The sequence below is a fragment of the Curtobacterium sp. NPDC086286 genome (assembly GCF_044746255.1).
In the GTDB taxonomy this organism is placed as follows: Bacteria; Actinomycetota; Actinomycetes; order Actinomycetales; family Microbacteriaceae; genus Curtobacterium.
In genome coordinates this window covers 146232-159041 of sequence record NZ_JBIVBW010000005.1, presented here as the reverse complement: position 1 = coordinate 159041, position 12810 = coordinate 146232, and the positions used below count along the sequence as shown (strand labels likewise).

Here is a 12810-nt window from a genome sequence, read left to right as displayed (position 1 = left end):
GGCCCCGTCAGTCGCCGTCGAGGCGTCCGCCGGACTCCGTGAGGTAGCAGTTGGCGCACAGCGACTCGTAGGTGACGTCGACGCCGTCGATCGCGACCTGCGATCCGTCGAAGACGAACCGTCCGTCGACCTTGCGGGCGTTGAAGACCGCCTTGCGGCCGCAGCGGCAGATCGTCTTGAGTTCCTCGAGCGAGTGCGCGACCTCGAGCAGGCGGGCGCTGCCGGGGAACGCCTCGGTGCGGAAGTCCGTCCGGATGCCGTACGTGATGACCGGCACCTCGTCGAGGACGGCGATGCGCAGCAGGTCGTCGACCTGGCGGGGCGTGAGGAACTGCGCCTCGTCGACGAGCACGCAGCTGACCGGCCGGACCATGCCGTCGAGCCGGTCGGACTCGGGGTCGGTGGCACCGGCCTCGGTGACCGCCGCGCGGACGTCGGCGTCGGGCGTGAACACGATGTCGACGGTGCGGGTCACCCCGAGGCGCGAGACGATCTCACGGTCGCCCTTGGTGTCGACCGACGGCTTCGCGAGGAGCACCCGGTGACCGCGTTCCTCGTAGTTGTAGGCCGCCTGCAGGAGCCCGGTGCTCTTGCCGCTGTTCATGGCGCCGTAGCGGAAGTAGAGCTTCGCCACTACGCGAGGAACCCGTCCTCGGCCGCACGACGGATGAGGTCGGACTTCTTGGACGCGGGCCGGCCGACCTTGCTGTACTTCTCGCGCACGCGGCGCAGGTAGGTCTTCGCGGTCTCGTACTGCACGTTCATCTGCGCGGCGACCTCGTTCGTCGAGTAGCCCGACACGTACAGGCGCAGCGCTTCCTCTTCGCCGTGGCTCAGCTTCGGCCGCTGGTGCGCGTTCGCCCCGGTCGGCAACGGCCGCCAGTCGCGCTGCGGCGGGGTGTCCCGCGCGACGCCCATGATCTCGCGCGCGACGTCCATGACCTCGCGCATGGGGAGCGACTTCGACAGGAAGGCGGCGGCGCCGGCGGCGAGCGCACGGTCGCGGGACTCTCGGCTGTCGACGCTCGACAGGACGATGACCTTGGCCCCGGCGGCACGGCAGGTGCGCACGCGGGCCTCGATCGAGACGGGTTCCTTGAGCTGGAAGTCGAGGAACACCAGGTCGGTCGGGAAGTTCTCGCTGTGCACCATCTCGAGCCACGTGTGGGCCGTCAGTGCGAGGTCGAAGTCGAACGCGTTCACCGCGATCCAGCTCGACAGGCTGTCCAACAGCACCTCGTGGTCGTCGAGGATCGCCAGCCGCACGCGTCGTGTCCCCGGGTTCGGGACGGCGGGCGCACCATCCGTGATCCGGCTCGGGTCAGTGCTGGTCATACGAGAACCTTAGTGCGAGGGCGGAGGGTCGGACCGCGACGTCCAGATCGGGGAACGTCACGCGGAGGACCGCGAAGTAGGGGTCGAAGGTGCGGTGGATGCCGACGTCGGAATCGGCGACGGCGAGGTCGATCGCGACGGTCACGCCGCGGCTCGTCGCGGGCGGCTGCGCGGTGGCGGTGGTCCGCTCGTCGCCGCCTATCCCTCCGTCCGCGTCGCCGGCCGCCCCGTCGTCCGTCCCCGTCCTTCGGATCGTGGCGCGGAACCCGGCGGGGTCGACCGTGGAGGCACGCAGCGCGGCCCGCAGGAACGTCCGGACCACCGTCCGCTGGTCGGCGTCGAGGGTGGCGATGAGCCCGTCGGGGTCGTCGACGACGGCGTCGGTACCCCCGTCGGTGCGGACGGCCTGCTCGAACCAGGTCCGGTCGGCGTCGGCCACCATCGAGCGCCGGATGCCGTCGGCGATCGACCGGGCCCGGGCACGGTCGGCGTCGGTGATGACCTCGCGCGTGCGGAGCTCGGCGAAGAAGGGTGCGACGTCGCGGGCGAGGATCGTCGAGCGGTCCTGCTGCACGCTGGCGTCGATGCCGTCGCGCTCCGCACGCTCGACCGAGTACGACCCGGCACGGATCTGCACGCGCTCGGCGAGCCCGGCGAACGTCCACGCGAACACCGCCGAGGCCGCGGTGAGCACGAGCGTCGGCGCTGCCGCCAGGAACGCCGCGACGCCGATCGGGACGTGGTGCGGGAACGCCCACGCCGCGATGCCCCACGAGACCCCGGTGACGACCGCGAGCAGCAGGCCGCCCAGGGCCAGGTCCGTCCAGGGTCGGTACGGCGCCGTCATGACGATGCCGGTCGCGGCGAGCAGGGACATGAAGTCGTTCAGTGCGCTGCGGTCCGGGCCCCACTGGGCGGCGACGCTCGTGATCGTCGCCGCGGCGAGGAGCAGCACGTGCACCACGAACGCCCAGCGCGGGAACGGTGCGCGGAACGGACTCGACGCGACGAACACGACCGCTCCGGAGGCCGCGACGAGCAGCACGGTGAGGGCGCTCAGGGTGGGGCTGCCGACGACGTCCCGGTCGAAGACGGACACGAACAGCGCCCACAGCACGCCGCAGGCGCCGAGCACGATGGCCAGCGGGCGGGACCCCATCGCGCCGAGCGGGTCGTACTGCTGCGCGGTGCGGCCGGCGTCGCGGGCGGGACCGGGGCGCGTCACCGGCCGACCTCGGACCCGGCGTTCGGCACCGGGGTCGTCCCGGTGACCGCACCGTACGGCACGGACATCATGACGCTCGTCCCCGAGCCCGGCGACGACCACACCTGCACGTCGCCGCCGACCCGGCCGATCCGCTCCCGCACGGATCCGCGCAGGCCCATCCGGTCGGGGCTCGTCGTGGACTCGTCGAAACCGCGCCCGTCGTCGACCACCATGACCGTGCACGCCACCCCGTCGTCGAACACGCTCACTTCGGCCGCGTCGGTTCCCGCGTGCTTCCGGACGTTCGCCAGGCACTGGCCGACGGCACGGAGGATCGCCGTCATCGCCGCCTGGTCCAACCGGACGAGGGCCGCGGGGTCACCGGTGACGGTCACCGTGAGTCCGAGCGCCCGGTGGTCGTCGACCATCTGCTCGAACGCGCGCACCGCGGCACCGGGTTCGGCGCGGGCCGGGCGGGCCCCCGGCGCGAGCCACTCCTTGCCCGTGAGCATCGCGACGTCCGCCTCGACCGTGCGGGCGAGCTGCGGGTCCATCGGGCCGTCGGGCGCGAGGGCGATCGCACCGAGGTGGTTGAGGACCGTGTCGTGCAGGATGGCCGCCGCCTCGGCCTCGACCCCGGCGCGGTACGCGGACACGTGCTCCTCGCGCGCGGAACGGAGCAGCTCGGGCTGCACACGCTCGGAGCGGGCGGTGTTGCGGCTCGTGATGAGCACGAGGGCGATGACGAACGCGAGCGTCACCCACGCGAGCACGAGGGGGTGCGTGGGACCGCCCGCCTGCGCGATCGCGATCGACGTCGCGACCCGACCGACCAGGAACCCGGCGATCGACCACAGCGCCACCCGCCCCGCGACCGCGCCGGCACCGCCCACCAGCACGAGCGGGATGATCGACAGGGAGAGCAGGTACGAGGCGACCCACCCGGCGGGGACCTCGCGTTGCACGACCACGGCGAACCACCACGCGCACACCCCGCCGACGACGAGGAACGCGACGGCCGACCGCCACGTGCCGAACTGCACGTGGACGGCGATCATGCCGAGCATCGGGACCAGCGCCAGCACGGCACCGATCACCCGGACGTCCGGTTCGGCCAGGCGGTAGAGCACCAGGGCGATCGCGGCGGCGGCGAGCGAACCGATCGCCGCGGCGTGGAAGGCCCGAACGGTCGACCACGCGTTCACTCGCGGAGCGAGGTGCGTGGGGATGCCGAGCACGGGTGGGGGTCCTTCCGGACGTGGGGGAACGCCGCCCACGATCCAACCACGGTTGGTGCGACCGTGTACCCCGATTGTCGGAGTGATCGGCGACCCGCTCGATGATACCGGCACACGGGTGTTCCCGGTGTCCCCCGAACGCGGACCGACGCCCTCGTGCCCGAGGCCCGTCAGAAGAGCGTCGGCACGACCGGTGCAGCGCGTGGGACCAGGCGCTGGTCGAACCCCGGATCGGCGCGCTTGAGCGGCGAGGACGTCGACCGGGACTGCTCCTCGAACGGCGACGGTCCGGAGATCGCTCCCGCCGGCGTCGCGGGCGCTGCCCCCGGGTCGCTCAGCCGGTTCGAGAACCCCATCGAGCCCGTCGCCGGATCGACGTGGCCGAGCCCCATGCCGTGCGCGCGCAGGATCGGACGGACCCGCTCGGACAACCAGCGCCGGTAGTCCTTCGGCGCGAAGGTGTTGTCGAGGTACATCGACCGGTACCGCTCGACGAGGTCCGGCCGGGTGCGCTGGAGCCACGCGAACCACCAGGGCTTCACGCCAGGACGCAGGTGGAGTGCGGAGTACATGACGCTCGACGCCCCGGCCGCCGCGGCTCGCCCGACGGCGTCGTCGAGGTGGGCCCGGGTGTCGGTGATGTACGGCAGGACGGGCATGAGGAACACGGAGCACGTCAGGCCCGCGTCACGGATGGCCCGGACCGTCGCCAGGCGCGCCGCCGTCGTCGGGGTGCCTGGCTCGACCTGCTGCTGGAGTTCGTCGTCGTAGACCGCGATCGACATCGCCAGGTCGACCGGCACCGACCGCGCGGCCTCGACCAGCAACGGGATGTCGCGGCGCAGCAGGGTGCCCTTCGTCAGGATGCTGAACGGCGTGCCCGAGTCGGCCAGGGCGCGGATGACTCCGGGCATCAACCGGTACTTGCCCTCGGCCCGCTGGTACGGGTCGGTGTTCGTGCCGAGCGCGACCGGGTGGCGGTCCCAGCTCGGCTTCGTGAGCTCGCGGTGCAGGACGTCGGCCACGTTGGTCTTCACGACGATCTGCTGGTCGAAGTCCGCTCCCCCGTCGAACTCGAGGTAGGTGTGCGTCGGGCGGGCGAAGCAGTACACGCACGCGTGGCTGCAGCCCCGGTACGGGTTGATCGTCCACCCGTACGTCCCACTGCCGTCCGCGCTCGGGACGCGGTTCAGCGCGCTCTTGGCCAGGACCTCGTGGAAGGTGACACCCGCGAACTCCGGCGTCGTCACGCTCCGGACGAACCCGCTGTTCGACTCGAGCCCGGGGAGCGCATCGCTCCGCGAGGCATCGATCGCCTGCCCACTCCACCGCATGCAGTCATTCGAACACACGTTCGAACGACATGCAAGCGGGGTCGGCTCAGTGGTGGAGTCCGAGCACCTTCGCCGTGCGCTCGAGGGTCGCGTCGGCGAGCTCCGCGTCGGACCCGAGGTCCTGCCCGTAGGTGGGCACCATCACGCGGACCGCGGCTTCCCAGCGGTCCCAGCGGTCCGGGAAGCACTTCCGGAGCAGGCCGAGCATGATCGGCACCGCGGTGGACGCCCCCGGGCTCGCACCGAGCAGGCCGGCGATCGAGCCGTCGGCCGAGGTGATGACCTCGGTGCCGAACTGCAGGACGCCACCCTTGTCCTTGTCGGGCTTGATGACCTGCACGCGCTGTCCGGCGGTGATCCGGTGCCAGTTGCCCGGCTCGGCGCTCGGCATGAATTCGCGCAGGGCGTCGAACTTCGTCTGCTTCGAGGCGAGGAGCTGCCCGATCAGGTAGCGCACCAGGTCGAAGTTGGAGAACGCGACGCTCAGCATCGGCCGGAGGTTGTGCGGCCGGATCGACTTCACGAGGTCGAAGAGCGAGCCCTGCTTGAGGAACTTCGGGCTGAAGCCCGCGTACGGCCCGAACATGAGCGAGGCGTTGCCGTCGACGATCCGGGTGTCGAGGTGCGGGACGGACATCGGCGGTGCACCGACGCTGGCCTTGCCGTAGACCTTCGCCGAGTGCTTCTGCACCACCTCGGGGTCGTCGGTGCGGAGGAACTCGCCGGAGACCGGGAACCCGCCGTACCCGCGGATCTCCGGGATGCCGGACTTCTGCAGCAGGTGGAGGGCCCCGCCCCCGGCGCCGACGAAGACGAACTTCGCCGCGATGCGCTGGGTCGACCGACCGATCTCGTTGCGGACGTCGAGCACCCAGCCCTCGCTGACGGTCGAACGCGTGAGCTTCGTGACCTGGTGCGACGGCTCGAACTCGACACCGTCGATCTCGAGCTGGTCGAAGAGTTGCCGGGTGAGCGACCCGAAGTCCACGTCGGACCCGGCGGCGGAGTACGTCGCCGCGATCGGCTGGTCCTTCTTCCGGCCCGGGATGAGCGCGGGCGCCCACTTCCGGATCTGCTGCGGGTCGTCGGAGAACTCGAGCCCGGCGAAGAGCGGGTGGTCCTGCATCGCCACGTACCGCTTGCGCATGTACTCGACGTTGTCGGCACCCCACACGAACGAGATGTGCGGCGTGGGGTTGATGAAGTTCGACGGTTCGGGCAGGTCACCGGTCTCGACGAGGTGGGCCCAGAACTGGCGCGAGACCTGGAACTGCTCGTTGACGGTCACGGCCTTGCTGATGTCGACGCGGCCGTCCGACAGTTCCGGCGTGTAGTTCAGCTCACAGAGCGCGGAGTGGCCCGTCCCGGCGTTGTTCCACGGGTTCGAGCTCTCCTGCGCGACGGTGCCGAGGCGCTCGTAGACGCGGATCTTCCAGGTGGGTTCGAGCCGGTGGATGATGGCGCCGAGGGTGGCGCTCATGATCCCTCCCCCGACCAGGACGACGTCGATGGGGTCCACCTGCTTCACTGCCACCCGACAATGCTAGCGGCGTCGGCTGACAAGCCGGGCCGGGAACGCCAGGAGGCGCGGTGCCAGCTGGCACCGCACCTCCTGGATCGCACAGGGTTACGCGGCGACCGTCCGGCGCGCGACGATCGCCTCGGCGATCTGCACCGCGTTCAGCGCGGCGCCCTTGCGGAGGTTGTCGTTGCTGACGAAGAGCGCGAGGCCGTGTCCCTCGGGTGCGGACTGGTCCGCACGGATGCGGCCGACGAAGGACGGGTCCTGCCCGGCGGCCTGCAGCGGCGTCGGGACGTCGGCGAGCTCGACCCCGGGTGCGTCGGCGAGGATCTCGGTCGCACGCTCGGGCGACAGCGGGCGCTCGAACTCGGCGTTGACCGAGATGGAGTGGCCCGTGAAGACGGGCACGCGGACGCAGGTCCCGGCGACGAGCAGGGCGGGGAGCTCGAGGATCTTGCGGCTCTCGTTGCGGAGCTTCTTCTCCTCGTCGGTCTCGCCCAGCCCGTCGTCGACGATGCTGCCCGCGAGCGGGATGACGTCGAACGCGATCGGGCGGACGTACTTGACCGGCTCGGGGAACGTCACGGCGGAGCCGTCGTGGGTGAGCGCCGCGGTGTCCTGCTCGAGCGCTGCCCGCGCCTGGCCGAGCAGCTCCTCGACGCCGGCGAGCCCGGAACCCGAGACCGCCTGGTAGGTGGTGGCGACGAGGCGACGGAGGCCGGCCTCGGTGTCGAGCACCTTGAGGACCGGCATGATCGCCATCGTCGTGCAGTTCGGGTTCGCGATGATGCCCTTCGGCGCATCGTCGATGGCGTGCGGGTTCACCTCGCTCACGACGAGCGGGACGTCCGGGTCCATGCGCCAGGCGCTGGAGTTGTCGACGACGAGGGCGCCCGCGGCGGCGAACTTCGGCGCGAGTGCCCGCGAGGCGGTGGCACCGGCCGAGAACAGCGCGATGTCGATGCCCGACGGGTCGGCGGTCTCGGAGTCCTCGACGACGATCTGCTCGCCGCGGAACGGCAGCGTGGTGCCGGCGGACCGGGCGCTCGCGAAGAACCGGACGTGCTCGGCCGGGAACGCGCGTTCCTCGAGCAGGCGGCGCATCACGGCGCCGACCTGGCCGGTGGCGCCGACGACGGCGACGGTGAGGGTGCTCATGCGGTGCTCCTGACGGGTCAGCGGCCGGTGCCGGCGTAGACGACGGCCTCGGAGTCGGCGTCGAGGCCGAACGCGTTGTGCACCACGCGCATGGCCTCGTTGAGGGTGTCGGCACGGGTGACGACCGAGATGCGGATCTCCGACGTGGAGATCATCTCGATGTTGATCGACGCCTCGTGCAGGGCGCGGAAGAGCGCCGCCGAGACGCCCGCGTTCGTGCGCATGCCGGCGCCGACCAGGGCGAGCTTGCCGATCTGGTCGTCGTACTGGATGCCCTCGTAGCCGATGTCGGCCTTCGCGACCTCGAGCGCGGTCAGGACGCCCTGGCCCTGGTCCTTCGGCAGCGTGAACGAGATGTCGGTCCGCCCGGTGACGGCCTCGGACACGTTCTGCACGATCATGTCGATGTTCGCACCGGCGCGGGCGACGATCGTGAAGATCTCCGCCGCCTTGCCCGGGGTGTCGGGCACGCCGACGACGGTGATCTTGCCCTCGGAGAGGTCTCCGGCGATGCCGGTGATGATCGGTTCTTCCACGGTTTCCCCCTCTGCAGGGTTGTAGACGATGGTTCCCTCGGCGTTGCTGAAGGAGGAGCGGACGTGCAGGGTGACGCCGTGCCGACGGGCGTACTCGACGGCACGGATGTAGAGGACCTTCGCACCGGAGGCTGCGAGTTCGAGCATCTCCTCGCTGGTGATGCGGTCGACCTTCTTGGCCTTCGGCACCACGCGCGGGTCGGCGGTGAAGATGCCGTCCACGTCGGTGTAGATCTCGCAGATGTCGGCGTCGAGCGCCGCGGCGAGGGCGACGGCCGTCGTGTCCGAACCGCCGCGACCGAGCGTGGTGATCTCGCCGGTCGTGCGGTTGAAGCCCTGGAACCCGGCGACGATCGCGACGTGCCCGGCGTCGAGTGCCTCGCGCACGCGCTTCGGGGTGACGTCGACGATGCGGGCCTTGCCGTGCTGGGCGTCGGTGAGCATGCCGGCCTGACTGCCCGTGTACGACGACGCCTCGACCCCGAGGCTCTTGATCGCCATCGCCAGGAGCGCCATCGAGATGCGCTCCCCCGCGGTGAGGAGCATGTCGAGTTCACGTCCGGCGGGGATCGGCGTCACGGAGTGCGCGAGGTCGACGAGCTCGTCGGTGGTGTCGCCCATCGCCGAGACGGCCACGACGACGTCGTTGCCGGCCTTCTTCGTCTGGACGATCCGCTTCGCCACGCGCTTGATGCTCTCGGCGTCCGCGACGGACGATCCACCGAACTTCTGCACGATCAAGGCCACTGGTTGGTACTCCCGGGGACGACGGTTCCGCGACTGTCACGCGGTCTCATGATGGTAGTCGGTGTTTCGAGGATGTTGCGTCAGAGCCGGTGCAGACGCAAGGATCCTGCGCGCTGCTCGGCTCCGGCAGGTCAGCCGCCGACGACCCGACGGCCCTCGAACGCGCGGCCGAGTGTGACCTCGTCGGCGTACTCGAGGTCACCGCCGACGGGCAGCCCGGACGCCAGGCGGGTCGTGCGGATGCCCATCGGGACGAGCAGCCGGCTGAGGTACGTCGCCGTGGCCTCGCCCTCGAGGTTGGGGTCGGTGGCGATGATGACCTCGTCCACCGTGCCGTCCGCCAGTCGCGTCATGAGCTGCTGGATGCGCAGGTCGTCCGGGCCGATGCCGTCGATCGGGCTGATCGCGCCGCCGAGCACGTGGTACAGCCCGCGGAACTCGCGCGTCCGTTCGATCGCGGCGACGTCCTTCGCCTCTTCGACGACGCAGATGACCGCCGGCGACCGGCGCGGGTCACGGCAGATGCTGCACTGCACGTTCTCGGTGACGTTGCCGCAGATCTCGCAGAAGCGGACCCGCTCCTTGACGTCCGCCAGGAGCTCGGACAACCGGGTGGGGTCGAACGACTCGGTCTGGAGGATGTGGAACGCGATGCGCTGCGCCGACTTCGGTCCGATGCCGGGGAGGCGACCGAACTCGTCGATGAGGTCCTGCACGATGCCGTCGTACATCAGGCGCCTTCCTCGTGGAGGGAGGTCTCCTCGATGAACTGGGCGTTCAGGATCTCACGGACGACGGCCTCGCCGTAGCGGCCCGCGACGGGGGTCCGGCGGACCTGCGGTACGGGTGCGGCGGGGCGCTGGGCCGGTGCCGGGCGCTGCTGGCTCGGCGCGGGGGCGGCGGGCTGCTGCGGTGCGGCGGACTGCTGCGCGTCGGGGTAGGGGTCGCCGTCGCCGTACGGGTCGTCGTCGAGCGGGTAGTCGTCGACGGGGACGTCCGGGCTGCCGCCCGGTGCGGCGGCCGGACCGGTGGACTGCTCGGCGCCCGGGCCGCGGTCGGCCTCGGCATCCGGACTGCCGGGAGGCGCGGCCTGCGTCGACGGGGTCGCCTGCGGTGCGGGGGCGCCCAGCGAGGACGCGGGGCGCAGCTGTGCCGCGAGGGCCGCGTCCACCGTCGGGTCGGACGTGGTCGGGACGGGAGCGACGGGCTCACCGGTGTCGGTGGTGCCGAACGGGGCCGACCACGAGCGCTCGGCCCCGGCGGTGGGATCCGCGGCGGGGATCGTGGCGACGGCCCATTCGGTGACCGGGGCGCCGGTGGGCTCCGGGGCGGGGGTGGGCTCCGGGGCGGGGGTGGGTGCAGGGCGGGACTGCGTCGGGCGCTGGTCTCCCTGCGCGGGCGCCGCGTCCGGCCGTGCCGGTGCCGGTGCCGGTGCTGGTGCCGCGTGCTCCGACGCTGCCGTCTCGCGCGCGGCGGACTCGGCCGCCGAGGGTGCTCCCGTGGCGGATGCGCCCCCGCCGGACTCCTGCGCAGCGGACCGGTCGGCGGAGTCCCCCGCCGCCTGCTGCTCGGCGGACCCGTGCGGCTCGGCCGTCGTCGGCTCCGGACGCGCGGGAGCGGCCGGAGCCGTCTCGGCGGACCGGTCGGCACCGGGCCGTGCAGCACCCGCAGCACCCGCAGCACCCGCAGCATCAGGGGCAGGCGCGGCACTCGGCGTCGGCTGCGCGGCCCCCTGCGGCGGCTGGGCCCCGGGCTGCTGCGGCGGTCGCTGCTGCCCCGGCCCACCGGGACCACGGGCGACGAACTTCACACGGAGCCCGAGCACGTCGACGATCGCGGCCCGCAGGAGCTCGCTGACGCTGGCGTTCGGGTCGGACATCTCCTTGAACGAGGCGACGTCCTGCTGGCTCGGGAACGTGAGGGTGAGGACGTCGTCGCGCAGCGCCGTGACCTGCGCCGTGACGACCACGGACCACGCCGAACGCTTCTGCCGCTGGACGTGCTCGACGATCTGCGGCCAGGAGTCGCGGAGCTGCTGGAACCCGACGGCGCCGATGGGACGCACGGCCGGCTCGTCGCCCGCAACCGCGCCCTGGCCGGTCGAGGACGCGTTCGCAGCGCCCGCGGCGGGCGTCGGCGTGGCTCCGGGTGCCGGCGTGGACCCGGGTCCGCTCGACGGCGCCTCGGGTGCACTCGGCACCGCGGCGGCCCACGAGGCAGCGGCATCCCGAGCGGTGGCACCGGGGTCGGTCGACGTCGGGGCCGGGGTCGCGGCCGGTTCGGCGGCGGCCGGAGCAGGAGCCGGCGCCGGCGTCTGGGCCTGGGTTTGGGTCTGGGCGGGAGCCGCGGGGGCCTGGGCCGCCCGAGGAGCGGGTGCGGCCGGCTGCGTGCTCGGCGCGGGGGCGGTGGTCGACCCCGCGGCCGGGAGCGACTCCGGTCCGGCCTGGTGCCCGCCGGCGTCCCCGACACCGATGCGTCGCTCGAGTCGCTCGACCCGGGCGAGGGCACCGCGCTGGGTGTCGTCGGCCTCGGGCACGAGCATCCGCGCGGTCATGAGTTCGAGGTGCAGCCGCGGCGAGGTCGCCCCGGTCATGTCCGTCAGCGCCCGGTTCGCGATGTCCGCCGCACGCGAGAGCCCGGTCGCACCGAAGACACCGGCCTGCCGGGTCATCGTGTCGAGCTCTTCCGGTGAGACGCCCCGGAGGACGGCCGCGGCGCTCTCGTTGGTCGCGGCCACGACGATGAGGTCACGGAGGCGCTCGAGGAGGTCCTCGACGAAGCGACGAGGGTCCTGCCCGGTCTGCACGACCCGGTCGATGGCGGCGAACGCCGATGCCGGGTCGGCCACGGCGAGCGCGTCGACCACGTCGTCGAGCAGTGCGGCGTCGGTGTAGCCGAGGAGCGCGACGGCCCGCTCGTACGCGATCGCCCCGTCCTCGCTGCCGGCCATGAGCTGGTCGAGCAGCGACAGGGTGTCACGGACGGAACCGCCGCCGGCGCGGACGACCAGGGGCAGCACGCCGGGCGCGACCGAGACCGATTCCTGCTGGCAGAGCTGTTCGACGTACTCGAGCATCGCGGCCGGCGGGACGAGGCGGAACGGGTAGTGGTGGGTGCGCGAGCGGATCGTGCCGATGACCTTCTCGGGCTCGGTCGTCGCGAAGATGAACTTGACGTGCTCCGGCGGTTCCTCGACCAGCTTGAGCAGCGCGTTGAAGCCCTGCGGCGTCACCATGTGCGCCTCGTCGAGGATGAAGATCTTGTAGCGGTCGCGCGCCGGGGCGAACACGGCGCGGTCGCGCAGGTCACGGGCGTCGTCGACGCCGTTGTGGCTGGCGGCGTCGATCTCGATCACGTCGAGCGATCCCCCGCCGCCGCGTGCCAGTTCGACGCAGCTCGGGCAGACGCCGCACGGGGTGTCGGTGGGGCCCTCGGCGCAGTTCAGGCAGCGCGCGAGGATGCGCGCGGACGTCGTCTTGCCGCAGCCGCGCGGGCCGCTGAACAGGTAGGCGTGGTTGACCCGGTTCGTGCGCAGGGCCGTCCGGAGGGGATCGGTGACCTGCGACTGTCCGATCAGCTCGGCGAAGTTCTCGGGCCGGTAACGGCGATACAGGGCGGTGACCACGCCCCAAGGGTAGCCGGGACGACCGACACCCGATGGTCGGACCGGACCGCCTGTGGGAAGTGGGCGGCGGGCGCGTGACGAACCGCGCCTCCCGTCCGTGCAGACGAC

General features: G+C 72.0%; 10 protein-coding genes. All 10 read right to left on the bottom strand.

The genetic code is table 11. The features are described from left to right. Positions 1 to 7 precede the first annotated feature (7 nt). A complete protein-coding gene (locus tag ACIPKM_RS10910) occupies positions 8 to 634 on the bottom strand; it encodes a thymidine kinase (protein ID WP_071295952.1) in 627 nt (208 codons plus the stop codon). Further along, entirely contained in the window at positions 634 to 1335 is a 702-nt protein-coding gene (locus tag ACIPKM_RS10905; protein WP_229086463.1) for a response regulator transcription factor, read from the bottom strand. The genes ACIPKM_RS10910 and ACIPKM_RS10905 overlap by 1 nt, the downstream gene beginning before the upstream one ends. Continuing rightward, positions 1322 to 2560, bottom strand: coding sequence for a hypothetical protein (locus ACIPKM_RS10900; protein ID WP_071295951.1), 1239 nt, complete (start codon positions 2558 to 2560; stop codon positions 1322 to 1324). Before ACIPKM_RS10900 ends, ACIPKM_RS10905 begins: the two co-directional genes overlap by 14 nt. Continuing rightward, on the bottom strand, positions 2557 to 3780 hold the full coding sequence (locus ACIPKM_RS10895; protein WP_070418406.1) for a sensor histidine kinase: 1224 nt from the start codon (positions 3778 to 3780) through the stop codon (positions 2557 to 2559). Before ACIPKM_RS10895 ends, ACIPKM_RS10900 begins: the two co-directional genes overlap by 4 nt. A 170-nt stretch (positions 3781 to 3950) precedes the next feature. Beyond that, a complete protein-coding gene (locus ACIPKM_RS10890; RefSeq protein WP_071295950.1) occupies positions 3951 to 5114 on the bottom strand; it encodes an Rv2578c family radical SAM protein in 1164 nt (387 codons plus the stop codon). 46 nt (positions 5115 to 5160) lie between these two features. Then, entirely contained in the window at positions 5161 to 6648 is a 1488-nt protein-coding gene (locus ACIPKM_RS10885; RefSeq protein WP_139201961.1) for a malate:quinone oxidoreductase, read from the bottom strand. Positions 6649 to 6741: 93 nt separating this feature from the next. Further along, entirely contained in the window at positions 6742 to 7794 is a 1053-nt protein-coding gene (locus ACIPKM_RS10880) for an aspartate-semialdehyde dehydrogenase (RefSeq protein WP_071295949.1), read from the bottom strand. Between the two features lie 17 nt (positions 7795 to 7811). After that, positions 7812 to 9077: an aspartate kinase gene (locus ACIPKM_RS10875; RefSeq protein WP_070418403.1), complete on the bottom strand. Its 1266-nt coding sequence runs from the start codon at positions 9075 to 9077 to the stop codon at positions 7812 to 7814. Positions 9078 to 9208: 131 nt separating this feature from the next. Then, complete coding sequence (gene recR, locus ACIPKM_RS10870; RefSeq protein WP_070418402.1) at positions 9209 to 9808, bottom strand: recombination mediator RecR; 600 nt, start codon at positions 9806 to 9808, stop codon at positions 9209 to 9211. Beyond that, on the bottom strand, positions 9808 to 12702 hold the full coding sequence (locus ACIPKM_RS10865; RefSeq protein ID WP_402736718.1) for a DNA polymerase III subunit gamma and tau: 2895 nt from the start codon (positions 12700 to 12702) through the stop codon (positions 9808 to 9810). Before ACIPKM_RS10865 ends, recR begins: the two co-directional genes overlap by 1 nt. Positions 12703 to 12810 lie beyond the last annotated feature (108 nt).

Coding starts and splice junctions, on each gene's coding strand:
- ACIPKM_RS10905 (WP_229086463.1), bottom strand. CDS start 1,335: ATGACCAGCACTGACCCGAGCCGGATCACGGATGGTGCGCCCGCCGTC.
- ACIPKM_RS10890 (WP_071295950.1), bottom strand. CDS start 5,114: ATGCGGTGGAGTGGGCAGGCGATCGATGCCTCGCGGAGCGATGCGCTC.
- ACIPKM_RS10880 (WP_071295949.1), bottom strand. CDS start 7,794: ATGAGCACCCTCACCGTCGCCGTCGTCGGCGCCACCGGCCAGGTCGGC.
- recR (WP_070418402.1), bottom strand. CDS start 9,808: ATGTACGACGGCATCGTGCAGGACCTCATCGACGAGTTCGGTCGCCTC.